Genomic DNA, 22,581 nt, shown 5'->3' on the forward strand with positions numbered 1-22,581 from the left:
CCCGAGGCCGACGGCACCCCATGGGCGCCCGGGCCCCGGGAGGGCGGGGTCCACCGCCTCCACGCCCCAGCTGCCGGGGACGGGAGGGCGGGGCGCTTCCCGCGACCACGCCGCGCCCCACCCCTCCAAGGCCGCTGCAGCGGCGACCCCATCGGCGGCCGCACCGGCTGCCGCTTCGACGAGGAGGCATGGCCATGGCAACGCCGGGCAGAGGCGTCGACGCGTCGGTCACGGGGGTGCCCGCTGGCGTCCACCCCGTGGACGAGGGCGTGCTCCGCATCCCCGTGCCCACCCCCTTCGCGGTCGGCGTCGTCAACGTCTACCTCATCCTGGGCCGGGTGCCGACCCTGGTCGACGTGGGGCCGGGCGGGCGGCGCGGTCGGGAGGCCCTGGAGGCGGGGCTGGCGGCCGCGGGCCTCGGCTGGGACGACGTCGCCCAGGTCGTGATCACTCACACCCACGCCGACCACATGGGCCTCTTGCGCCACTGGCCGGGGACGCGCCGGCCCGCGGTGGTAGGCCATCGCTGGGGGGCGCGACACTTCCGCGGCGGTGACGACCCGGAGCGGGTCCGGTTCTTCCAGGGATTCGTGCGCTCGGCGGGGGTCCCGGCGGACGTGGCGGGCGGCCTGCTCCAGGGGCTTGCGGCGCTGATGGCCGCCGAGCCCGCGGTGTCGGTCGCCCGGTGGCTGGAGGACGGCGACGAGCTGACCATGGGCGACGACCGCTGGCTGGTGCTCCACACGCCGGGCCACGCCCAGTCCCAGGTGTGTCTCTACCGGGAGCGGGACGGCCTGCTCATCAGCAGCGACCACCTGCTTCCGACGATCTCCTCCAACGCCTTGCTGGAGCCTGCGCCCCTGGACGAACGCGGCCGGCCCCTCCGGCCCGAGCCGCCCCGCAGCCTGGTGGACTATCGCCGGTCGCTGCGCCGGGTGCGGCCGCTTCCGGCGCGGCGCTGCCTGCCGGGCCACGGCGACCCCTTCGGTGGCCACCGGGAGCTGATCGAGCGTCGCCTCGCGGACATGGAACGACGGGCCCGGCAGATCCGCGACGCGCTGGCCGCCCGGGGCGGCCGGTCGACCCTGTACCGGCTGGCCGTCGATCTGTTCGGGTCGGGCGATGCGGGGCACCTGCTGCTGGCCCTCTCCGAGGTCCAGGGCCACGTGGCGTGGATGGAGAGCGAGGGCTGGGTGCGCTGCCGGCCGGAACCCGGGGGCAGCGGCGTCCTCATGGTGACGGCGGCGGGCGGGGCCGGATAGGCGGCGGCCGCCGGCCGCAGAGGGTGCGCGGCGCCGGCCGCCGTGCGGCCCCGATCGCGAGGCGGTCCCCCGCTGACGCCCGGTCCTGGCGCAGGCATCGGCCTACCGGCCGGGTTCCTCCACCCGGACGCGGGCGTCGACGATCAGGCAGCCCCGCCCCGGCTCGTAGGCCATCAGCGGGTTGATGTCGAGCTCGGCGATCTCCGGCACCTCCTCCACCAGCCGCGAGACGCGCAGCAGCACGTCCTGGATCGCCTCCAGGTCGGCCGGCGGGTGGCCCCGGTAGCCCTCCAGGAGGCGATAGCCCCGGATGCTGCGGATCATCTCCGCCGCGTCCACGTCGGTCAGCGGCGTGATGCGGAAGACCACGTCCTTGAGGACCTCCACGTGGATCCCGCCGAGGCCGAAGGCCACCAGCGGGCCGAAGAGGGGATCCTGGGTCACCCCGACCACCAGCTCGGTGCCGGCCGGCACCATGGGCTGGACCACGAAGCCGTCCAGCTCCTCCCTGCGGCCGGCGGCCTCCAGCCGGCGGACGATGCCGCGGCAGGCGGCGCGCACCGCCGCCGCGTCCGCGAGGTGCAGCTGGACCCCGTCCCACTCGGTCTTGTGCACCAGGGTGCGCGAGGCCATCTTCACCGCCACGGGGTAGCCGAGGTCGGCCGCGGCCGCCACGGCCGCCTCTTCGTCCCGGACGAACCGGCTGCGCACCCGGGGCAGGCCGAAGGCCTCCAGCAGCCCGTCGACCTCCTGGGCCGACAGCCACCCCCCGCCCCGCCCGAGGGCCGCGCGGCACAGGTCGCGGGCCCGGTCGACGTCCAGGTCGGGATGGGCGGGGATCCGGCCCAGCGGGCGCTGGCGCCAGCGGGCGTACTCGTACGCCTTGGCCAGGGCCCGGGCGGCGGATTCGGGGAACCGGTAGGAGGGGATGCGCTCGTCCCCCACGGCCAGGGGCTGGCGCAGGCCGCGGGCGCTCATGAAGCACGCGACCACGGGCTTGCGATGGCCCGCCCGTCGGGCCTCGGCCACCGCCTCCCGCACCGCGGCGGCGACGGCGTCGACGTCGGCCAGGCCCACGGGGATGAAGATCACCAGCACCGCGTCGAAGCCGGGGTCGCGGAGCACCACCCGCAGGGTCTCGCGGTACTGCTCGGCGGTGGCGGAGGCGACCATGTCGATGGGGTTGGCCACGCTCGCCGCCGGCGGGAGGAATCGGCGCAGGGCCTCGCGGGTCGCGGGGGAGGGCTCCGGCACCTCCAGTCCCGCCGAGGCCAGGGCGTCGGTGGCCAGGATGCCCGGTCCCCCCGCGTTGGTGACGATGGCCACCCGCGGTCCGGCGAGGAGGGGTTGGTTCGCCAGCAGCGCGGCGATGTCGAACATGTCCTCCAGCGTGTCGGCGCGGATCACCCCGGCCTGCCGGAACAGCGCCTCCACCGCCACGTCGCTGGCGGCCAGGGCGGCGGTGTGGGAGCCCGCGGCCCGGGTCCCCGCGGCGGTGCGGCCCGCCTTCACCGCCAGGATCGGCTTCTTGCGGCCCACGCGGCGGGCCAGCCGCGCGAAGCGGCGGGGGTTGCCGAAGGACTCCAGGTAGAGCAGGATCAGGTCCGTGTCCTCGTCGTCCTCCCAGTACTGGATGAGATCGTTCCCCGACACGTCCGCCTTGTTGCCGACGCTGACGAAGCTCGACAGCCCGAGACCGAGGTCGCGGGCGTACTCCAGGATGGCGAGCCCCAGCGCACCGCTCTGCGAGGACATGGCCACCCGTCCGTGGGGCGGGAAGACCGGGGAGAAGCTGGCGTTCATCCGCACGTCGGGGGCGGTGTTGATCAGGCCGAGGCAGTTGGGGCCCACCATGCGCATCCCGTAGCCGCGCACCTTGGCCACCAGGCGCTCCTGCAGCGCCCGGCCCTCGGGACCCGTCTCGGCGAAGCCGGCCGTGACCACCACCAGCGCCCGCACGCCCTTGGCGCCACACTGGTCGACCACGTCCAGCACCGCCTCCCGCGGCACCGCCACCACCGCCAGGTCCACCGGGCCCGGGACGTCCAGCACCGAGCGGTAGGCGGGGATCGACCCGACCACCTCCGCCCGCGGGTTGACGGGATAGACCGGGCCCTGGAACCGGTTCATCACCAGCGCCTCGAGGATGCGGTAGCCGATGCTGCCGGGATCGCGGGAGGCCCCCACCACCGCCACGCCCCGGGGGCGGAAGAGGGGTCGCAGCGACGCCACGGTGGCGATGCGGTCCCGCATCTCGCTGCGCGCCACGCTCTCGGGACTGGGCTGGACGTCCAGGCTGACCACCACGTAGCCGTCCCGGTGGTGCTGGTGGGCCTCGAAGCCGCTGGCCCGCAAGACCTCCAGCATGCGGCGGTTGTCGGGCTGGGTCCAGGCGACGAACCGGCGGATGCCGTGGCGGGCGGCGATCAGGGCCAGCCTTTCGAGGAGCAGGGTGCCCAGGCCGCGGCCCTGGTAGGCGTCTTCCACCAGGAAGGCGACCTCGGCGGTGTCGGGTTCCGCCCGGTCGCGGACGTACGTGCCGCTGGCCACGATGCGCGGATGGTCGGGGTCACCCACCTGCACCAGCAGGGTGTATCGCTCGGCGGGCGGCCCGACCTGGAGCAGCGCCTCCACCGCGGCCTCCCGCGAGGCGCCGGCGAAGAAGCGCCGCATCAGGGAGAGGTCCGAGACCCGCTGGAGGAACTCGCCCACCAGCGGCCGGTCGGCCTCCCGCGCGGGCCGCAGGGTGGCGGCCGTGCCGTCGCGGAGCAGCACGCGGCCCGCCTCGAGCCCCTCCTGGGGGATGGGGGCGGGGTAGAGGGCGGGGAGCGAGGCCAGGGCCGGACGGGGTCGGGTGGTGCCGGACGCCGGCGTCAACGCGGCCCCGGCGCTCGCTGCGCCGGGCTGGGCGGGGCGGCTCCGGGGATCGCCAGGGTCGCTGCGCATGCCCGTCGACCTCCTTGCCGGCGTGGGACCTCGCCCGGGGGGTGGAACCGTGCTCCGGCCGCCGGCGCTCTCTTCTTTCCGGGCGGATCGCCCGCTTCCTGCCAGGGGACGGCCATCCCCCTTGAAGATTCCCGAATCGGGGCCGTGGGCTTCGGCGGAGCCACGGGTTCTGTCGCAGGGTGCCCGCGTCGCCCTCCCGGTCGATCCCGCCGCCGACGGGGCGGCAGGCTCGCCGCCGCGGCGGCACGATCTCCGCCCCCGTCGGGCCGATGGCGGGGTGGCGCGCCGGGTCACCGCGGCGACGCGCCGGGGGCGCACCCTTGCCAGGCGGTGGGGAGACCCGCATCCGCCGCGGGATCGGCGGGGGAAGGGGACGGGGGTGCCGGCGCGGGGCGGCCCGAGGGATGGGGCGACGGCAAGAGGTCGGCGACGTCGTCGGCGGCGACGGTCCAGAACCCGTCCTGGCGGATCATCGTCCAGGTCAGGTCGAACGGGGCCGCGGGAGGCTCGCTGGCGTAGTAGGCCGTGCCCTGCAGGCGCACCCGGGCCCGGGGACCCTGGACCGCCAGGGTGGTCGCCCGCTCGACCTTGACGAACGCCAGCAGGGTGGTCAGGCGTCGAGCCAGGGTCGTCCAGGCGGGATCGCGGGGGTCGGTGACCATGTGGGCGGCGGTGGCGGCGTCGCCGTTGGCCAGGGCGATGGACAACCACGACGCCACCGCGTGGGGTGGTGCCGAGCGCAGCGCATCCACCAGTTGGCCGCTGCTCTTGAGTACCATCAGGTGGTGGCCGGGGTCGACGCGGTCGCTGGCGTGGGTGGTGGCGGCCAGGGTGTGGACGCAGAAGTGGCCGTCGAAGTCGTTTCCGGCCACGATGTCCTCCCCATGGGGCATGCCGTTGATCGAGGCCGCCACCCGCCGGCCCCCCACCTCCAGGACCACCGCCCGCCGGCGCCAGCTCCAGGCGCCGCCGAACAGGGACCGCAGGACGGCCGTGTCCTGGCGCGTCAGCGGTTCCGCGTCGGCGTGCTGATAGCCCCCGTAGCGGACCACGCGGAGGGTCCGCCCGGTCTCGAGGTCGCGCAGCGACGCCACCGCATCCCATGGCCACAGGCGATCCACCTGGGGCCACGGCAGGGGTTCGCCGAAGAAGGCGTCCGCCAGGCGACGGGTGGCGGGCGCGAGGACCGCCCACAGCGCCTCGGTCCGATCCAGGTGGCCCCGGTCCGTCTGGAAGAACCGGCCTTCGCGGGAGATCAAGATTTCGTGCCGACGCCCGGCGGCGTCGGTCCACTCCAGCCGCCAGTAGGCGAAGTGCGGGCCGGGCGGCGCCGAGACGGTGCCGCGGCCGGCGGGGCGGACGCGACGGAGGGCGCGGACCAGCTCCCGGCGCTCGTCGGCGGTGAGGGCCGTCCGTGCCCGGTACTCGGGCCAGGCGAAGGCGAGGGTCGCGGTGCGCACGGACAGGGCAGGCGACGCCAGGGGGGCTCCCGGCGGCCGGGCCAGCAGCCAGGCGAGGAGGAGCAGCATCCCCAGGGCCACCAGCCCCAGCCCCGCTCCGCGCCCCGGTCCGAGGCCGCCGACGGCGCGGCCGACCCCGGCCGGCGGGATCGTCCCCGGCGGTGTCCCGCCGCCACCGATCATCGCCCGTCCTCCCCAGCCTGCGCCCCGACTGCGGCGCACGGCGGGCGGCGCGGCCGTCCACCGGGCGCCCCAGCGGACCCCCGCACGAGACTGTGCCCCCCCTGCGGCGTACGGCGGGCGGCGCGGCCGTCCCGCCCGTCCCATGGGTATGCGGGGAGGGGGCGGCGGATGTGGGCATCGGGCATCCGCGCCAGCCGCCGCCGGATGCGAGGAGCCGTCGGCGCGAGTCCCCACGGGTGCGGCCGGCTACGGGCCGCGGCGGGCGGGCAGACTACCCGCGAGAGGCGACGGGAGGGCGGTCCGTGGCGCGCAGGGTGACCTTGCGCAAGGTGCAGGGAACGGGGGCTGGCGCGGCGCCTACCCCTTCGGCGGATGGGGCCGCCGGGCGGCGTGCCGCGGCGACGGCCGACCCCGCGGCCAGGGGGCCCGCCGGCCCCAGGGGTGCGCTGCCGGGCGGGACCATGGCCGGCCCCGGCGCCGACGCCGGCCACGGCGCTGGGCGGGCGAGCCCGCGGTCGGGGTCGGTGGGCGAAGGGGCGGGACGCCGTTCCCCGGGGAGCCCGCGGCTCGCCGCCGGCACCTTGCGCGGCGCCGGCGCGGTGGGGGCTCGGTCCTCCCAGGGGGGCGACGACAGCCCCACGGCCGGTCGCGGGCAGCCTCGGGACGCCGCCCCCCTGGTGGAGGCGCGCCGCTGGTTGGCGCGGTGGACCCGGGCGATGGGGGATGGCGCCACGGCGGCCGGCGGCGAAGCTCCGCCGGCGGGCCTCGCCGGAGCCGGCACGGGACACCGACCGATCGGCGAAGGAGCGGGGGGCGGGACCATGGGCGCAGCCGGGATGGGCGCAGGACGGGACGACGCGACGTCGGCGGGAGGGCGCCCCGCGGACGGGGTCGGAGCGGAGGCGACCGGGCTGCCGCCGGTCGGCATGCCGGCTTGGATGGGCCCGTTCCCCCTGGGAGCGGTGGGACCGGGCATCCCACCGGGAGCGGGGGCGATCCCCATCCCTTGGGGGGCGGCATGGCCGGCGTGGCCGTCCGTTGCCCAGGGTGCTGGACCGTCCCATGCCCCTGGACCATCCCATGCCGAGGGTGCTCCACGCCGGGAGCAGACGCCGGGCGGTCCCGGGCGGTCGGGCGACGACGCAGCGAGCCCGAGGCCCGAGGCCGGCGACGCCGCGGGCGGTGGGGCCACGGCGGCCGGAACGGCACCCCAGGCGGGGTCGCGGAGGTCGAGCCGCGGGGGCCGGGAGCGGGGCCGTAGCCAGGCCGGTGTGGCGCCGGCAGGAGAAGGCCCTTCCGCGGCCCAGGGACGGGAGCGGCCGGCCCCTTCCGGGGCCGCCGTGCCGCCCTGGACCCCGGCCGGGATCCCGGGCTGGACCGTCCCCTGGCCCGGGTGGCCGGCGGGCGCGCCCGCCCTGCTGGGCGGGACCCCGCCCGCCTTCCCCGGTCCGCCTTGGATGCCACCGGTCGCCGTGGAATCCTGGCCGTGGCCGGGCGGCGGGATGGGGAGGCCGGCCGGCACCGGTTCAACGGTCCCGCCGGGGCCGCCGTCGGCCGCAGGGGTGGGCCCGGCGGTGCAGCCCTCGGCTCTCCGAGGCGACGCCGGTGGCGACCCGTCGGCTGGCCATCCCCGGGGGGCGGCGGCGCCGGCCGGGGCCGGGGGCGAGAACCCGGCCATGACGCTGATCAGCGCCCACCTGCAGCTGCGCCAGGACATGGAGAACAACCTCCGCAAGCTCCGCCAGGTGATCAGCGAGAGCCAGGCCATCGCCCAGCAGATGGAACAGCTGCTGGCCGCCACCGCCCAGTGGACCGGCGCCGATCGCGGCCGCGATCAGGGCGACCAGGGTGCCGGTTCCGGCCGCGCCGCGGCCCAGGGGGGCCACCGCGGGGGAAGCGGCGGCCCGGGGGATGCGGAGGCGGATGGCCGCCAGCAGGGCCAGGGTCAGGGGGCGACACCCCGCGTGGTCGGTCGCCTGCGGGCCGCCATGGCCCGTCGCGCCGGCGGCACCGTCCCCGAGGGCCATACCGAGCACCCGCCATCGGCCCGTGGCGGCGGGGGATGACGGCGCGGGGCGGGCCACCCCTTCTGGTCCCGTGTCGCCCGGCGAGCCCCCCTTCGAGCCCGATGCAGCCCCCTCGGGGGCGGCGCAGCGGTCGGCCGGCTGGGCCGGCCGGTTCCTCCCTTGACAGAGGGCCACCGCGTCCCATAGACTACACTCGTGGTTTCCATGCTTCGGGATTCCCGCCATCGGCTCCGCGACGAGCGCGGGCCAACCCGTCCGCTCCAGCCAGGGACGGGTCGACAGCCGGGCGCCGGCCGATCGCGTGGTCCGTTCCCAGCCTTGGTCCGTCTGACCCCCCACCGCGCCGGGGCCGGCGGTCATCCCCGCAAGGTAGGCCGTCAGGCATGACGGGTGTCTACCAGGCGCCCGGGTCGCGCGGCCGGTCGATGGTCGGCGTCGGTCGACCGGCGACGTCTTCGGGCTGGGCGTCGCACCCCAGGGCCGGGCAGGGCTCCGAGCGGGTCTAGGTCCCACCGCAGGTTCTTCCCGTGGGCTGGGGCACCTGCCGCCGCACCCATCGCGGCCACCCGTCGTCGAACCCGCCGAGGGCTCCCGCCGTGGGCTCCCGTCGGTCGAACTCGTTGTGGGGTCCTGCCGGTCGAACCCGCCTTGGGCTCGCACCGGTCGAACCCGCCGGGCGTCCGGGCGGCGTCGAGGCCCCCTCGCCAGGCGTCGTGCAGGCTCCGGTGGTAGAGGTCGTGGTCCAGCGCCCGTCGTGGGGTCTGGGGCTCCCCTGGGGCTCCCCCTTGGGCTCGGGGAAGGGAGGGCGTCCCATGCGCACGCGACGCGTGGCCGTCATCGGAGCGGGCCACGGCGGCCAGGCGATGGCCGCCTATCTAGGCCTGCTGGGGTTCCGGGTCACGCTCTACAACCGCTCGGCGGCGGCCCTGGAGCCCATCGCGGCGCAACGCGGCATCCACCTCGAGGGCGAGGTCCGGGGCTTCGGGCCGGTGGAACGCGTCGCCTGCACCGTCGGCCCCGAGTTGCGGCGCTTCCGGCTGGTCATGGTCGTGGTCCCCGCCACCGCCCACCGCCAGGTGGCCGCCTGGTGCGCGCCCTTCCTCGGCGACGGGCAGGTGGTGGTCCTGCACCCGGGACGAACGGGCGGAGCGCTGGAGTTCCACGCGGCCTTGCGCGCCGCGGGGAACCGGGCCGACGTGCTGGTCGGCGAGGCGCAGACCCTGCTCTTCGCCAGCCGGGTGACGGGACCCGCGCGGGTGCGGATCTACGGGTTCAAGCACCGGGTGCGGGCGGCGGCGCTGCCGGCGGTGCGCAACGCCGAGCTCCTGGCGGCCCTGCGGGAGGTGCTGCCGCTGTTCAGCGCGGCCGAGAGCGTCCTGGAGACCAGCCTGGACAACGTCGGCGCGGTGTTCCATCCGGCGCCGCTGCTCCTCAACGCGGGGCGGGTGGAGGCCGGCGAGCCCTTCGAGTACTACCGCCAGGGCATCACGCCGGCGGTGGCCCGGGTCGTCGAGGCGCTGGACGCCGAGCGGCTGGCGGTGGCGTCCGCCCTTGGCCTGCAGCTGCGCACCGCCCGCCAGTGGCTGGCCGAGACCTATGGGGCCCAGGGGCACGATCTCTACGAAGCCGTCCAGGGCAATCCCACCTACCGGGGCATCGCGGCGCCCGCGACCCTGGCCCATCGCTATCTGGACGAGGACGTCCCCGCCAGCCTGGTGCCCATGGCCGCCCTCGGGCGGCGCCTGGGCGTCCCGACCCCGGTCATGGACGGCGTCATCCACCTGGCCGGCGCCCTCCGGGGCACGGACTTCTGGCGCACGGGGCGCACCCTGGGGCACATGGGACTCCGCGGCATGAGCGCCGAGCAGATCCGCCGCTGGGTCACCCTGGGCGAGCTCGACGAGGCCCTGGTGGTGTGAGGTTCGCGGGCGTCGCGAACCGGAGCCATCGTCCCGTCGTCAGCCGCGACCCGGAGCCATCGTCCCGTCGCCCGGCCCCGCAACGCGGGCCGAGGGCGTCATCGCTTCCCTGGAGGTGAGGTCCATGGGCCGCAAGCCGAAGATCCTGGGCGCGGCGGTGGGCGATTGCGTCCACGTGGCCGGCGTGGTCAACTTCCTCCATCTGGCGGAGGCCCAGGGCTACGCGACCTTCTGCCTCGGGCCGGCGGTGCCCGTCGACGAGCTCTTGGGCGCCGCCCTCGAGGACGATCCCGACATCATCGCCGTGGGCTACCGCCTGACGCCGGAGACCGGCGCCCGGGTGCTGGCGGAGCTCAAGGACAAGGCCGAGCGCATGGGCCTCGCCCACAAGCGCTTCATCTTCGGCGGCGTCGGCGCCGTCTGCGACTACGCCCGACGCCTCGGCCTGTTCGAGGCGGTGTTCGACGCCGACACCACCGTCGACGAGATCATCGCCTACCTGCGGGGCGGGCCGACCCGCCAGGACGAGGTCGACTACCCGCAGACCCTGGTGGGGCGCATCGAGTTCAAGCACCCGTACCCCATCCTGCGCCACCACTTCGGTTTGCCGTCGGTGGAGGCGACCATCCGGGGCGTGGAGGCCATCGCCGAGGCCCGGTGCCTGGACGTGATCTCCCTGGGTACCGACCAGAACGCCCAGGAGCACTTCTTCCGCCCCGAGGAGATGGACCCGGACGAACACGGCGCCGGGGGCGTGCCGGTCCGCACCCCCGACGACCTGCGGGCCATCTACCAGGCGTCGCGGCGGGGCAACTACCCGCTGATGCGCTGCTACAGCGGCACCCGCGACACCCTGAAGTGGGCGGCGATGCTGAAGGAGACCATCAACAACGCCTGGTGCGCGGTGCCGCTCTTCTGGTACAGCCAGCTGGACGGGCGCAGCCGGCGGCCATTGGACGAGTCCATCGCCGAGGCGCAGGAACTGATGCACTGGCACGCGCGCCACGGCATCCCGGTGGAGATGAACGAATCCCACCACTGGAGCCTGCGGGACGCGCCGGACACCGTCGCCGTGGCCGCGGCCTTCCTGGCGGCGTACAACGCCTACCGGTGCGGCGTGCGCACCTACGTCCAGCAGCTGATGTTCAACAACCCGCCGGGCACGTCGTTCAAGATGGACCTGGCCAAGATGCTGGCCAAGCTGGAGCTCGTGGGCGAGCTCGAAGGCGCCCGGTTCCGCGTGCTGCGCGAGACGCGCACGGGACTGTCCAGCTACCCGGCGGACCTGGACCGGGCCAAGGGGCAGATCGCCTCCTCGGTGACGGTCCAGATGGCCCTCCAGCCCCACATCGTGCACGTGGTGGCCTACACCGAGGCGAGCCACGCCGCCACGGCCGAGGACGTCATCGCCTCCTGCCGCATCGCGGAGCAGGCCATCCGCAACGCGGTCCACGGCCTGCCCGACATGCTGCGCGACCCCGACATCCAGGAGCGGAAGAACCAGCTGGTGCAGGAGGCGCGGCAGCTGCTGGAGGCGATCCGCTCCCTGGCGCCGGGGGGGACGGGCGATCCGTGGACGGACCCGGCGACGCTCAAGCTGGCGGTGGAGATGGGGCTGCTGGATGCGCCGCACCTCATGGGCAACAAGGCGGCCCGCGGGAAGATGCGGACGCGCATGGTGGGCGGGGCCTGCGTGGCGGTGGATCCGGCCACCGGCCGCCCGCTGCGGGAGGAGGAACGCATCGCCCGGGTGTTCGCGGATTACGAGCGGGCGATGGCCGGCACCCCGGCGCCCCCGCCGTCGGCGTGATGTGCCCGGCGGGGGGACGCCGCGGGGCGGCGCCCCGGCGCGGGCGTGCCGGGGTCGCGGGCGGTGGACGCTCTCGGGGTCGCACCGAATGACGGCCGCTTCCGGGGGTCTTCCGCGGAGGGGCTGGTCTGCGTCAGCGACATGGAGGCCGCGCCGCAATGGCATAATCTGCCAGGAGGCTTCCTGGGCTCGCCGCGGGGTGCCTGGGGGCGCCGACCCGGCCTCCCCCTGGCGGCGACGGGGCCGGGCACCCGACCCGTCGCTTGACCGCGGCCGCCAGGGGCCTACTCGACCTCCACCTCGACGGCGACGGTGGCGGGGCCTCCCCCTCGATGGAAGAAGCGGACCTCGAGGACGTACCGGCCGGGTTCCGCCGGGGCGGGCACGGGACCGAGGCGCACGGACTGACCGGCCCGGACCGGCACCAGCGCCGTCGTCTCCGCCATCCCGTGGTCCCAGGGCTGTCGGCCTGCCGCGGTGACCCGCCATCCCTTGAGACCGCCCAGGGCACCGGTCAACTGGATCTCGTCCGACGTCCCGTTGTGCACGGTCAGCGCCATGGGCTCACCGGGCCGATACCGCGCCTTGTCGGCCGTGAGCGTCACGCCCTCCACCTCCGCGCCGCCCCCTGTCCCGGCGTCGCTTCCCCTGGGGGGCGCAGCGCCCTGGCCGTCCCCGGCCGGCGCACCACCGGGGCCGCTGACCGCCGGGCCGCCGGTGCCGAGGGCGGCGCAGCCGCCCAGCCCCGCCACCACGGCGACTGCCAGGAACAACGCCACCATGCGCCGATGCCCGCGTCCCATCCTCACCCGATCCCTCCGTCCGGCGCCCCGTCCCCGCGGGTCGGTGCCCGGGCGGGCGCCTACCCTCTTGCTACCCGTTGGACGCCTCCCTCCGCAAGCCGGTTCCCGGTCCGGGCCTGCCCGACCGAGGCCGACGGCGACCGGCGCCCGTACCCGGCCGGCCCAGCGGCCGGGCACGGGCGCCCGCCGGCGCCAAGCCCCGGTCGGGCCGCCGCCCCGGCCGGGCGGAAGCCATCCCCCGCGGCGCGGGTCGTCGGCGCGGGCCGTCGGCGTCGCCCGTCGCCGATGGCGCCCGGCGCCCAATGCCCAGCCGCGGGGGACCCCTGCGGGTCCCCGACGCGCGTCTGGAGCCATGGCGGTCCATGGCCCCGACGGGGCGCCATCGCCGCGGCGGGGCGCGGGACGCTGGCGTGTGGGCTCGCGCACCGGCTCGATGCGCCGTCCGCCACGGTCCGCCGAGGACGCCCCGGGTCGGGGCGGACGCCGATCCCCCACAGGCGCCGGCGGCCGGAAGGCCGCCGGGCTCCGGGTGCCACGGTCTGGCTTGGGGTCCGGGGTGCGATCCCCCGGCGCGAGTCGTCGCGAGCGCTTTCGCCCGGCGTCCCAGGCGGTCCTGATGCGCCCCCGGCCTAGGAACGGCGCATAGGCCCCGGAGGGGCGGCATAGGCATGGTGGGCGACCGGGGCACACGGCCCGGCGCGGCCGGCGGCTCCCGCCGGCCGCGCCGGGCCGTGGATTGGGCAGGTGCAGGAGCGGTCCGCTCCATGCCGCGCATGCCGCGCATGCCCGCACGCAGCCGCCGCCACCCGGTCCCGCGCGGGGCTGCGCCCCGGCTCCGGCGCCCCCGGCGCCGACGACGACCCCGGGTCCGCAGGAGGCGAGAGGCGTGGTACGTTGGCCGCATCGCCCTTCCGCCCACGGCTCGCAGGCTCGCTCCGGCCCCGCCGCCGGGTCGCGGGGGGAGGCGCCGCCCTGGCACGCCTGGCCGGCCGATCGCTGCCTGGAGGCGCTGGCCAGCGACGGGGAGCGAGGGCTCACCCCCGCCGAGGCCGACCGCCGGCTGCAGCGGTACGGCCCCAATCGGCTTCGCCCCGCGCGGCGGGATCCCCTCTGGCGCAAGCTGGCCGTCCAGTTCCAGGACGTCCTGGTCCTGGTCCTGGTGGGGGCGGCGGCGCTGTCCGCCGCCCTGGGCGAGCGGGCGGACGCCGTCACCATCGTGGCCATCGTGATCGTCAACGCCCTCCTGGGGTTCCTGCACGAGCACAGGGCCGAGCAGGCCCTGGAGGCCCTCAAGGCGCTGGCGGCGCCCCAGGCCCGCGTGGTCCGCGACGGTCAGCGCCGCGTGGTGCCGGCCTCCGACCTGGTCCCGGGCGATCTGATCCTGCTCGAGGCCGGCGACCGCGTCCCCGCCGACGCGCGCCTCCTCGAGAGCCACAGCCTGGCGGTGGAAGAGGCGGCCCTGACGGGCGAGTCCCGGCCCGTCGCCAAGTCGGCCGCCGCCGCGTGCCCGCCCGACGCGCCCCTGGCGGAGCGGACGACCATGGTCTACCAGGGGACCACCGTGTCCCGCGGCCGCGCCCGCGCGGTGGTGGTGGCGACCGGCATGGCCACCGAGATGGGGCGCATCGCCGACCTCCTGCAGACCGCGGAGACGGAGCCGACCCCGCTGCAGCGGCGCCTGGCCCACCTGGGTCGGGTGCTGGTCACCGCCGCCCTGGCGGTCTGCGCGGTGGTGGTGGCGTTGGGGTTGATCCAGGGGCAGGGCCTGGCCCCGATGTTCCTCGCCGGGGTCAGCCTCGCCGTCGCCGCCGTGCCCGAGGGGCTGCCGGCGGTGGTCACCATCGTCCTGGCCCTCGGCGTCCAGCGGATGGTCCAGGCCCACGCCGTCATCCGCCGTCTGCCGGCGGTGGAGACCCTGGGCTGTACCACCGTGATCTGCTCGGACAAGACGGGGACGTTGACGGAGAACCGCATGACCGCCCGGCGCGCGGTGACGGCCAGCGGCGTCTTCGAGCGGAGCGGGGAGGGGGAGCCCTGGCGGCCCGCGCCAGGGTTGGAGAGCCCGGGCCGCGGCCGGGCACCCGGTCCCGGTGGATGGGATCCGCCGCCGGTTCCGCGGGCCGGCGCCGCCGGCGAGCTCCGGCGGCTCCTCGAGGCCGTGGCCCTGTGCAACAACGCGGTGCCCGTCTCCGCCTCCGACGACCCGGTCGGCGATCCCACGGAGGTCGGCCTGGTCAAGGCCGCCTGGGCGGGAGGGATCGACGCCCGCCGCCTGCAGCGGGAGCGTCCCCGCCTGGCGGAGCACCCCTTCACCGCGGAGCGCCGCCGCATGGCGGTGGTCTGTCTGGACGAACGCGGCCGCCCCACCGGCTACGTCAAGGGCGCCCCCGAGGTGATCCTGGCGCGGTGCCGGTTCGTCTGGCGGGGTGATCGGCCGGCCCCGCTGGCCGAGGCCGACCGCCGCCGCATGGCGGCCGCCGCGGCGGCCATGGCCGAGCAGGCGCTGCGGGTGCTGGCCGTGGCGGTCCGGCCGCTGGAGCCGGGCCGCGACCCCGAGGACGAGGGGATCGTGGAGCGGGACCTGGTGCTGGTGGGGCTGATCGGCCTGATGGACCCGCCGCGCGCCGAGGTCCCCGCGGCCATCGTGCGCTGCCGCCAGGCGGGGATCCGGCCCGTGATGGTCACCGGCGACCACCCCCGCACGGCCGCCGCCATCGGCCGCGAGCTGGGGCTGCTGCGGGAGGGCGACCCGGTGGTGGAGGGCCGGGAGCTGGAGGCCCTGGACGACGAGCAGCTGGCCCGCAGGGTGGCCGAGGTCAGCGTCTTCGCGCGGGTGGCGCCCGAGCACAAGCTGCGGATCGTCCGCGCCCTGAAGCGCCGGGGCGAGGTGGTGGGGATGACGGGGGACGGCGTCAACGACGCCCCCGCCCTCAAGGAGGCCCACATCGGCATCGCCATGGGCCGCACGGGCACCGACGTCACCCGCGAGGCGGCGGACATGATCCTCACCGACGACAACTTCGCCTCCATCGTGGCGGCCATCGAGCAGGGGCGGGCCATCTACGACAACATCCGCAAGTTCATCCGGTATCTGCTGGCCTGCAACACCGGGGAGATCCTGGTGATGTTCCTGGCCCTGCTGGTGGGCCTGCCGCTGCCCCTGCGGCCCATCCACATCCTGCTGGTCAACCTGGTCACCGACGGTCTGCCCGCGGTGGCCCTGGGCCTGGAACCGGCGGAACCCGACGTGATGAACCGGCCCCCGCGCCACCCGCAGGAGAGCCTCTTCGCCGGGGGCCTGGGGCGGCGGATCGTGGTGCGCGGGGTGGTCATCGGGCTGACGACGCTGGCCCTGTTCGTCCTCGGCTGGGCGGGCGGCGACCTCGAGCGCGGCCGGACCATGGCCCTGGCGGGTCTCGTCCTGAGCCAGATGCTGCACGTCTTCGACTGCCGCTCGGAGCGGCGGTCGGCCTTCGACGTGCCCCTGTCCGCCAACCCCGCCCTGGTGGCGGCGGTGGCGTCGTCGGTGGCGGTGCTGCTGGCGGTGATCTACTGGGAGCCGCTGGCCCGTTCCTTCTACACGGTGCCCCTGCGGCCCGGCGACTGGGTGACGGTGCTGGGCGGGGTCCTCTTGCCGTGGGTCCCGTTGCTGGTGCGGCGGCATCTGCTGGGCGGGTTGCCGTCGTCCGTGGGGGCTGAGGTGCGCAGGACCTGACCCGGGGGCGCCGCGGGGTGCGGACCGGCCGGCGGCCCACCCATGGGCCGTTGCGGCTCGGACTGGCCTCGAATCGCCATGTCGAGCTCCGGGCGTACCACGTGCCCCTCGGCGTCCTCATCTTCTTCTTCTTCTTCGCCTGGTTGACGCTGGCGGTGGTTCACGGCGTGCGCTTCCAGCCGGACGAACCCGCATGAGTTGGGGAAGCTCGACGAACCCGCACGGACTGGGAGGACTCCGCCGGGGGTGTCGCCCGGGACCATGCGCCCGGGGCCGGCGCGGGCCGGTCCGGGCGCTGACGGGCCCAGGGGAGCCGTGGGGCGACGATCTGGGACGGGCGCGTCCACCGCGGCAGGATTCGTGGCACCGGCGGCAGAGTATGCTAACATGAGTCTTGCGCGACCGCGCCGCGGCCCCGGCCGCTCCCGGCCGGGGCCGCGAGCCACCGGAGGCCTGTGGGGACCGACGTCCCTGCCGGCGCTCCTGCGTACCCGGGAGCCCCGGGGGCGCCCGCACGTCGCCGGGCGGTGGCTCCGGCGTCGGGGTGGACGTGCCGACGCCGGGAGCCGCCCAGGCGATCCCCGCCCTTCCCGCGGCGACCCCGTCCACGGGGTGGGGCGGGCAGCGGAGGAACCCCGGGCGGCATCCCCGGGAGCCGGCGGGGACGGTGCACCAGCGGGTGGGGGTCGCGGCCTCCGGGGCGGTGCCTGCGGCCGCCTTTTTCTTTCCAAAAACCGGAGGAGGTGGCCGCCGTGAAGGCGGCAGGCCCGGTGCGGCTGACCAAGATGCACGGCCTGGGCAACAGCTACCTGTTCCTCGACGGGATGGCCGGACCGGTCCCCCCCGACGAGGTCCTGCCCGAACTGGCCCGGGCCGTCAGCGACCGCAACTTCGGCATCGGCAGCGACGGGTTGATCCTGGTCCTGCCGCCGCGGGACCGCGAGGCCCAGTTCCGCATGCGGATCTTCAACGCCGACGGGTCCGAGGGCGAGATGTGCGGCAACGGCATCCGCTGCCTGGCGCGGCTGGTGTTCGACCGCGGCTACACCCGCGACACCGAGTTCGTCGTGGAGACCAAGGCAGGGGCCATCCGGCCGCGGCTCCACCTGGTGGACGGCCGGGTGGAGGCGGTCACGGTGGACATGGGGGTGCCGCGCCTCGAGCGGGGGGCGATCCCCATGGCGGGTCCGGCCACGGAGCGGGCCGTCGAGGTGCCCCTCCGGGTGGCGACGGGCGCCGGCTCGGCGGAGGAGTTCATCGTGACCGCGGTCTCTATGGGCAACCCCCACTGCGTGGTCTTCGTCGACGACGTCGACGCCGTCGATCTCCAGCGGCTGGGTCCGGCCTTCGAGCACCACCCCGCCTTCCCCCAGCGGGTGAACACCCACTTCGCCCAGGTGCTCGGCCCCTCGCGCGTCCGGGTGCGGGTGTGGGAGCGGGGCTCGGGGCCGACCCTGGCGTGCGGCACCGGGGCCTGTGCCGTGGCGGTGGCCGGGGCGGTGACCGGCCGCACGGGCCGCCAGGTGACCGTGGAGCTGCCCGGCGGGCCGCTGGAGATCCGCTGGGAGGAGGACGGACACGTGTCCATGACGGGGCCCGCGGCCTACGTCGCGGAGATCACCTACGACCCCCACTGAGGCCAGCGGCCGGCTGGCGGTGCCCCGGCTGCGCCCACGCCGGCACGGCCGGGGCCGGCCGAGATCCGCGGCGGGGCCTGGACCGCTCCGGGTCCCCGGCAACCAGGCGCAGGAGGTGGAGCCCATGGTGCGGCCGGCGCGACGGCTCGAGCGCATCCCCCCCTATCTCTTCGCCGAACTGGACCGCATGCAGGCCGAGGCCGCGGCCCGCGGCGTCGACGTGATCAGCCTCGGCATCGGCGATCCCGATCAGCCCACGCCCCCCCACATCGTCGCGGCCCTGCAGCGGGCGGCGGCGGACCCGGCCAACCATCCCTACCCGAGCTACGCCGGTTCGCGACGGTTCCGCGAGGCGGTGGCCCGCTGGTTCCGCCGCCGCTTCGGCGTCGAGCTGGATCCCGAGGGCGAGGTGCTGGCCCTGATCGGCTCCAAGGAGGGCCTGGCGCACCTGATCTGGGCCTACGTGGACCCCGGCGACGTGGTGCTGGTGCCGGACCCCGGCTACCCGGTGTACAAGGCCCACACCCTGCTGGCGGGGGGCGAGCCGTACGTCGTGCCCCTTCAGGAGGAACGCGGCTGGCTGCCCGACCTGGATCGCGTCCCCGCCGACGTGGCGCGACGGGCCAAGCTCCTCTTCCTCAACTACCCGAACAACCCCACCGGGGCCGTGGCGGACGAGGCCTTCTACCGCCGGGTGGTGGAGTTCGCCCGCGCCCACGACGTGCTGGTGGTCCAGGACGCGGCCTACAGCGAGGTGGGCGAGCCGGGTTACCGCGCCCCCAGCATCCTCCAGGTCGACGGCGCCCGCGATGTGGCCCTGGAGTTCCACAGCCTGTCCAAGCCCTACAACATGACGGGCTGGCGCATCGGCTTCGCCGTGGGACGTGCCGACCTCCTGCGGCCGCTGGCCACGCTGAAGACCAACACCGACTCCGGTCAGTTCACCGCGATCCAGGAGGCGGCCATCGTGGCCCTGGAGGAGACGCCGCCCACCTGGTTCCAGCGGCTGGCGGAGCTCTACGACCGGCGGCGGCGGTTGGTGCTGGACGCCCTGGCCGCCGCGGGCATCCAGGCCTCGCGGCCGCGGGCCACCTTCTACGTCTGGGCCCGGGTGCCGCAGCGCTTCGCCAGCGACGGGGAGTTCGCGACGTTCCTGCTCAAGGAGGCGGGCGTCGTGGTCTCGCCGGGTTCAGCCTACGGCGATCACGGGGCGGGGTACTTCCGCATCTCGCTCACGGTCCCCGACGACCGCCTGGCCGAGGCCATGGAACGCTTGCAGCGCGTGCTGGCCTGAGGGGATCGGGTGCGGTGCCACCAGGGCCTCGTTTCGCCGGGGACGGGATGGCCATGGCGCGTCCGCCGTGCGCAGGCCCCGCGGCCGGCGGTCCGAGCCGGCCCGTGACCGAGGTGGAGGTCGAGGCTCGGCTCGCCACGGGGGGTCTCAAGGCCACCTGGCAGGGCGTGATGGTCGAGGGGCCGGGTTGGTGGTGCGTGGCCGCGATCTGGACCCGCAGGCCCACCCAGGCGGGTCCCCTGACCTTCGCGCCCGGCGACCGCCTGCTCGAGGTGTACTGGGCCGACCGGTGGTACAACGTCTTCCGGGTGGCGGCGCCAGAGCCCGCGGGCCGCCTGCGGCGCGGCGCCCGGCGGCTCAAGGGATACTACGTGAACCTGGCGACGCCGGCCCGGTTGGCGGAGGCGGGGACGGCGGCCTGCCGGCGCCCGCCGGCGGGCGCCGGCAGGCCGCGGCTCGTGTACGTGGACGGGGTGCTGGACGCGGTGGTGTTGCCGGACGGCCGGTGGCGGTGGCTGGATCGCGCCGAGTTCCGGCACCTGCTCGGCCTGGGCGGCCGGGGCCGCGGGACTGCGCGGTGCGGGTCCGCGACGGCGGGCGCCGGTCCAGACGCCGGGGCGGGCGGCCCGGCGCGAAGCGCTGGCGCCGGGCCTGACGAGGCCACGGGGACGGTCGACCGGGCCGCGTGGATCGCCGCCGCGCGCCGCCTGGCCGTCCGGTTGGCGAGGGACGCGCAGGCCTTCGTGGCCGGGCTCGTCCCGTGGGACGATCTGGAACGGGCCCTCGACGGGGCCGGGACGGTCCCGGTGGCGCCTGGTGCGGACCACCGCCAGCCTGGGACGGCGGGCCGGGAGCGGGCCCCGGGCTAGGGGACCGGCCGCCGCGCGGGACGGCGCCCCCGCGCCCGCGGCGGCCGGCTCGGGAGCACACCGTAGCGGGGAGGATGGGCGTGGTCCGCAGCATGACGGGGTTTGGGCGCGCCAGCGCCCAATCGGGGCAGTACCGGCTGGGGGTGGAGGTCCGCACGGTCAACCACCGCTTTCTCGACGTGGCCGTGCGACTCCCGCGGGAGTACGCCGGCCTCGAAGAGAGGATCCGGCGTGCGGTGGCGCAGCACATCGAACGCGGGCGTGTCGACGTGTCCGTGCGCGTGGATCGCCTGACATCGCCCGTCAGGGCGATTCACGTTGACAGGGAACTGGCGCACGCGTATTATGAGGCGTTGAAGGAGCTGCGGCGGTCCTTGCGCCTGCCGGGCAGCATCGACGTCGACATGCTGCTCGGCCTCCCCGACATCCTGCGGGTGGAGCATGCCGAGGACGACGTGGATGCCCTGTGGGGCGACCTGGAGCCGGCCCTGGCCGAGGCGCTGGGACAGGTGGTCGCCATGCGCGAGGCCGAGGGCCGCGTCCTCACCCGCGACCTGGAAGAACGCGCCGCCCGGGTGGAGCGCCAGGTGGAGGCCATCGCGGGGCGGGCGCCGGCGGTGGTGGAGGCCTATCACCGGCGACTGCAGGCCCGGCTCGAGGAGTGGGGCCTCCAGGCCGTCGACCCCCAGCGGATCGCCGCCGAGGTGGCGTTGATGGCCGAGCGCAGCGACATCAGCGAGGAGTGCGTCCGGCTGCGCAGCCACTGCCGTCAGTTCCGGGCGCTGCTGGCGGGGGGCGGTCCGGTGGGACGGCGCCTGGAGTTCCTGCTGCAGGAGATGCACCGCGAGATCACCACCATCGGGGCCAAGGCCGGGGACCTGGAGATCGCGGGTCGGGTGGTCGACGTGAAGGCCGAGCTGGAGAAGATGCGGGAGCAGGTGCAGAACGTGGAGTGACGGGGGAGCGGGGGCATGGCCGGGACACCGGCCCCGGGGGGCCGGGTTCGTCCGAAGGGGCCGGGTCCGCCCGAGGGGGCGATGCGCGGCGGGTGGGGCGGCCGGTCGCGGTCGCCCAGGGCGGCGGTGCCGCGCGGTGCGGCGCGGCGGAGGCCGGAGCGAAGCACGAGGGTCGGGAGACCCACATCGGCAGCACGAGGGTCGGGAGACCCACGAGGGTCAGGAGACCCGGTCGCAAGGCGGGCGGGAAGGGAAGGGACGGTTCGTCCATGGACATCAAGCTGGTCAACATCGGCTTCGGCAACATCGTCTCGGCCCATCGCATCGTCGCCATCGTCAGCCCGGAGTCCGCGCCCATCAAGCGCATGGTCAGCGAGGCGCGCGACGACGGGCGGCTCATCGACGCGACCTACGGGCGACGGACGCGGGCGGTGATCATCGCCGACAGCAACCACATCATCCTGTCGGCCGTCCAGCCCGAGACGGTGGCCCATCGCCTGCTCAGCGCGCGTGAGGGCGAGTGAGGGAGGCCATGGAAGCGGGCCGAAGGGATGCCGCCCGGACCGGCCGGCGCCGCAGCGACGGCGATCCCTGGCCGGGCTTGATGATCGTCCTCTCCGCACCCTCGGGGGCCGGCAAGGGCACGATCCGCGAACGGCTGCAGCAGCGCCTGCCCGATCTGCTCTACGCCGTCTCGGTGACCACCCGGCCGCGGCGGCCCCACGAGGTGGACGGCGTGGACTACCACTTCGTGACGCCCGAGGAGTTCCAGCGGCTGGTGGAGGCCGGCGAGCTGGTGGAGTGGGCGCGGGTCTACGGCAACTACTACGGCACGCCCCGGGAGCCCATGGAGACCTGGCTCCGCGAGGGCCGCGACGTGATCTGCGAGAAGGACGTCCAGGGCGCCCTCAAGCTGATGGACATCTACCCCGAGGCGGTGTATATCTTTGCGATGCCGCCGTCGCTGGCGGAGCTCAAGCGGCGGCTGGAACGGCGGGGCACCGAATCCCCGGAGGCCAGGCGCCAGCGGCTGGCCAGCGCCGACATGGAGATGGCCTGCGTCGACCGGTACGACTACGTGGTGGTCAACGACGACCCGGACCGGGCCGCCGACGACATCCTGGCCATCATCCGGGCCGAGAAGCTGCGGGCCCGCCGGCAGCGGCACCTGGTGGAGCAGGTGCGGGCGGGCGGGCGCATCGGCGGCTAGCGGGCCGTGGTGCGGGGCAGCGGTCGGTCAGCCGCCCGCAACCTGGCCCGGGCGGCCGACGCGGGCCACGGGCGGCGGGTGGAGCTGCGGGCATGCCTACCGTCGTGGGCGGGTCCGTCGGCCAAGGGGGCCGCGGGGGGTCGGGCAAGGGCCGGCTCCGCGGCCGGCAGTCCGGTGCACGAGGCCGTCACCGCGTCCCGGGACCGCTCGGGCAGCGGCCGGTCCGGGGCGGGAGAGGGAAAGGGGGACGAAGGGGCGATGGAGCGTCAGAAGCGGGGCGAGTCTCCCCGGGTCACCCTGGACGAGTTGCTGGAGAAGGTGGACAGCAAGTACACCCTGGTCGTCCTGGCCGCGCGGCGTGCCCGTCAGCTGGTGGACGGCGCGGAGCCGGTGGTCGAGTCCCAGGCGGCCAAGCCGGTCACGGTGGCCCTGGAGGAGCTGGCGGCGGGCAAGCTCTCCTACGTGCCGGGCAAGGCGGGCATCAAGTGAG

General features: G+C 75.9%; 16 protein-coding genes. 13 read left to right on the forward strand and 3 right to left on the reverse strand.

Annotation, left to right across the window (positions count from 1 at the left end; all coding sequences use genetic code 11):
* Positions 1-194 precede the first annotated feature (194 nt).
* Positions 195-1,262, forward strand: a complete 1,068-nt coding sequence (locus E1B22_RS08175; protein WP_135225254.1) for an MBL fold metallo-hydrolase — start codon at positions 195-197, stop codon at positions 1,260-1,262.
* Between the two features lie 102 nt (positions 1,263-1,364).
* Here the strand turns inward: E1B22_RS08175 and E1B22_RS08180 are convergent, their stop codons facing one another.
* Positions 1,365-4,208 (reverse strand): bifunctional GNAT family N-acetyltransferase/acetate--CoA ligase family protein, encoded by a 2,844-nt coding sequence (locus E1B22_RS08180; protein ID WP_243123259.1) that lies wholly within the window; start codon positions 4,206-4,208, stop codon positions 1,365-1,367.
* A gap of 290 nt (positions 4,209-4,498) precedes the next feature.
* Positions 4,499-5,851, reverse strand: a complete 1,353-nt coding sequence (locus tag E1B22_RS08185) for a hypothetical protein (protein WP_207669856.1) — start codon at positions 5,849-5,851, stop codon at positions 4,499-4,501.
* A gap of 1,676 nt (positions 5,852-7,527) precedes the next feature.
* Between E1B22_RS08185 and E1B22_RS08190 the strand changes: the two genes are divergently transcribed.
* From E1B22_RS08190 to E1B22_RS08200, 3 genes are all read left to right on the forward strand, one after another.
* Positions 7,528-7,917 (forward strand): hypothetical protein, encoded by a 390-nt coding sequence (locus E1B22_RS08190; RefSeq protein WP_135225255.1) that lies wholly within the window; start codon positions 7,528-7,530, stop codon positions 7,915-7,917.
* A gap of 773 nt (positions 7,918-8,690) precedes the next feature.
* Positions 8,691-9,797 carry an NAD/NADP-dependent octopine/nopaline dehydrogenase family protein gene (locus E1B22_RS08195; protein WP_135225256.1) on the forward strand — a complete coding sequence of 369 codons (1,107 nt, stop codon included), beginning with the start codon at positions 8,691-8,693 and terminating at the stop codon, positions 9,795-9,797.
* Positions 9,798-9,921: 124 nt separating this feature from the next.
* The gene (locus E1B22_RS08200) at positions 9,922-11,607 is read left to right on the forward strand and encodes a methionine synthase (protein ID WP_135225257.1); all 1,686 of its coding nucleotides are present in this window, start codon (positions 9,922-9,924) and stop codon (positions 11,605-11,607) included.
* Between the two features lie 284 nt (positions 11,608-11,891).
* Here the strand turns inward: E1B22_RS08200 and E1B22_RS08205 are convergent, their stop codons facing one another.
* Positions 11,892-12,410 (reverse strand): hypothetical protein, encoded by a 519-nt coding sequence (locus tag E1B22_RS08205; protein ID WP_243123260.1) that lies wholly within the window; start codon positions 12,408-12,410, stop codon positions 11,892-11,894.
* 886 nt (positions 12,411-13,296) lie between these two features.
* On the opposite strand from E1B22_RS08205, the gene E1B22_RS08210 reads away from it, so the two are divergent.
* The 9 genes from E1B22_RS08210 (at position 13,297) to rpoZ (ending at position 22,580) form a co-directional block, all read left to right on the forward strand.
* On the forward strand, positions 13,297-16,125 hold the full coding sequence (locus E1B22_RS08210) for a cation-translocating P-type ATPase (RefSeq protein ID WP_135225259.1): 2,829 nt from the start codon (positions 13,297-13,299) through the stop codon (positions 16,123-16,125).
* 17 nt (positions 16,126-16,142) lie between these two features.
* On the forward strand, positions 16,143-16,322 hold the full coding sequence (locus E1B22_RS08215) for a hypothetical protein (RefSeq protein ID WP_135225260.1): 180 nt from the start codon (positions 16,143-16,145) through the stop codon (positions 16,320-16,322).
* Between the two features lie 573 nt (positions 16,323-16,895).
* Positions 16,896-17,762: a diaminopimelate epimerase gene (gene dapF, locus E1B22_RS08220; protein ID WP_167758964.1), complete on the forward strand. Its 867-nt coding sequence runs from the start codon at positions 16,896-16,898 to the stop codon at positions 17,760-17,762.
* A 124-nt stretch (positions 17,763-17,886) separates the two neighbouring features.
* Complete coding sequence (locus tag E1B22_RS08225; RefSeq protein WP_135225261.1) at positions 17,887-19,056, forward strand: LL-diaminopimelate aminotransferase; 1,170 nt, start codon at positions 17,887-17,889, stop codon at positions 19,054-19,056.
* Between the two features lie 53 nt (positions 19,057-19,109).
* Entirely contained in the window at positions 19,110-19,925 is an 816-nt protein-coding gene (locus E1B22_RS08230; RefSeq protein ID WP_167758896.1) for a DUF402 domain-containing protein, read from the forward strand.
* A 74-nt stretch (positions 19,926-19,999) separates the two neighbouring features.
* Positions 20,000-20,881: a YicC/YloC family endoribonuclease gene (locus tag E1B22_RS08235; RefSeq protein WP_243123261.1), complete on the forward strand. Its 882-nt coding sequence runs from the start codon at positions 20,000-20,002 to the stop codon at positions 20,879-20,881.
* Between the two features lie 269 nt (positions 20,882-21,150).
* Complete coding sequence (gene remA, locus E1B22_RS08240) at positions 21,151-21,405, forward strand: extracellular matrix/biofilm regulator RemA (protein ID WP_013495332.1); 255 nt, start codon at positions 21,151-21,153, stop codon at positions 21,403-21,405.
* An 8-nt stretch (positions 21,406-21,413) separates the two neighbouring features.
* Positions 21,414-22,091, forward strand: a complete 678-nt coding sequence (gmk, locus tag E1B22_RS08245) for a guanylate kinase (RefSeq protein WP_135225264.1) — start codon at positions 21,414-21,416, stop codon at positions 22,089-22,091.
* Between the two features lie 258 nt (positions 22,092-22,349).
* Positions 22,350-22,580 (forward strand): DNA-directed RNA polymerase subunit omega, encoded by a 231-nt coding sequence (rpoZ, locus tag E1B22_RS08250; RefSeq protein ID WP_135225265.1) that lies wholly within the window; start codon positions 22,350-22,352, stop codon positions 22,578-22,580.
* Position 22,581: the final 1 nt, after the last annotated feature.

The organism is Thermaerobacter sp. FW80, from assembly GCF_004634385.1.
Classification (GTDB): Bacteria; Bacillota; Sulfobacillia; order Thermaerobacterales; family Thermaerobacteraceae; genus Thermaerobacter; species Thermaerobacter composti.

Coding starts and splice junctions, on each gene's coding strand:
- E1B22_RS08190 (WP_135225255.1), top strand. CDS start 7,528: ATGACGCTGATCAGCGCCCACCTGCAGCTGCGCCAGGACATGGAGAAC.
- E1B22_RS08180 (WP_243123259.1), bottom strand. CDS start 4,208: ATGCGCAGCGACCCTGGCGATCCCCGGAGCCGCCCCGCCCAGCCCGGC.
- E1B22_RS08195 (WP_135225256.1), top strand. CDS start 8,691: ATGCGCACGCGACGCGTGGCCGTCATCGGAGCGGGCCACGGCGGCCAG.
- E1B22_RS08200 (WP_135225257.1), top strand. CDS start 9,922: ATGGGCCGCAAGCCGAAGATCCTGGGCGCGGCGGTGGGCGATTGCGTC.
- E1B22_RS08205 (WP_243123260.1), bottom strand. CDS start 12,410: ATGGGACGCGGGCATCGGCGCATGGTGGCGTTGTTCCTGGCAGTCGCC.
- gmk (WP_135225264.1), top strand. CDS start 21,414: ATGGAAGCGGGCCGAAGGGATGCCGCCCGGACCGGCCGGCGCCGCAGC.
- E1B22_RS08175 (WP_135225254.1), top strand. CDS start 195: ATGGCAACGCCGGGCAGAGGCGTCGACGCGTCGGTCACGGGGGTGCCC.
- E1B22_RS08230 (WP_167758896.1), top strand. CDS start 19,110: ATGGCGCGTCCGCCGTGCGCAGGCCCCGCGGCCGGCGGTCCGAGCCGG.
- remA (WP_013495332.1), top strand. CDS start 21,151: ATGGACATCAAGCTGGTCAACATCGGCTTCGGCAACATCGTCTCGGCC.
- E1B22_RS08225 (WP_135225261.1), top strand. CDS start 17,887: ATGGTGCGGCCGGCGCGACGGCTCGAGCGCATCCCCCCCTATCTCTTC.
- E1B22_RS08185 (WP_207669856.1), bottom strand. CDS start 5,851: ATGATCGGTGGCGGCGGGACACCGCCGGGGACGATCCCGCCGGCCGGG.
- rpoZ (WP_135225265.1), top strand. CDS start 22,350: ATGGAGCGTCAGAAGCGGGGCGAGTCTCCCCGGGTCACCCTGGACGAG.
- E1B22_RS08235 (WP_243123261.1), top strand. CDS start 20,000: ATGGGCGTGGTCCGCAGCATGACGGGGTTTGGGCGCGCCAGCGCCCAA.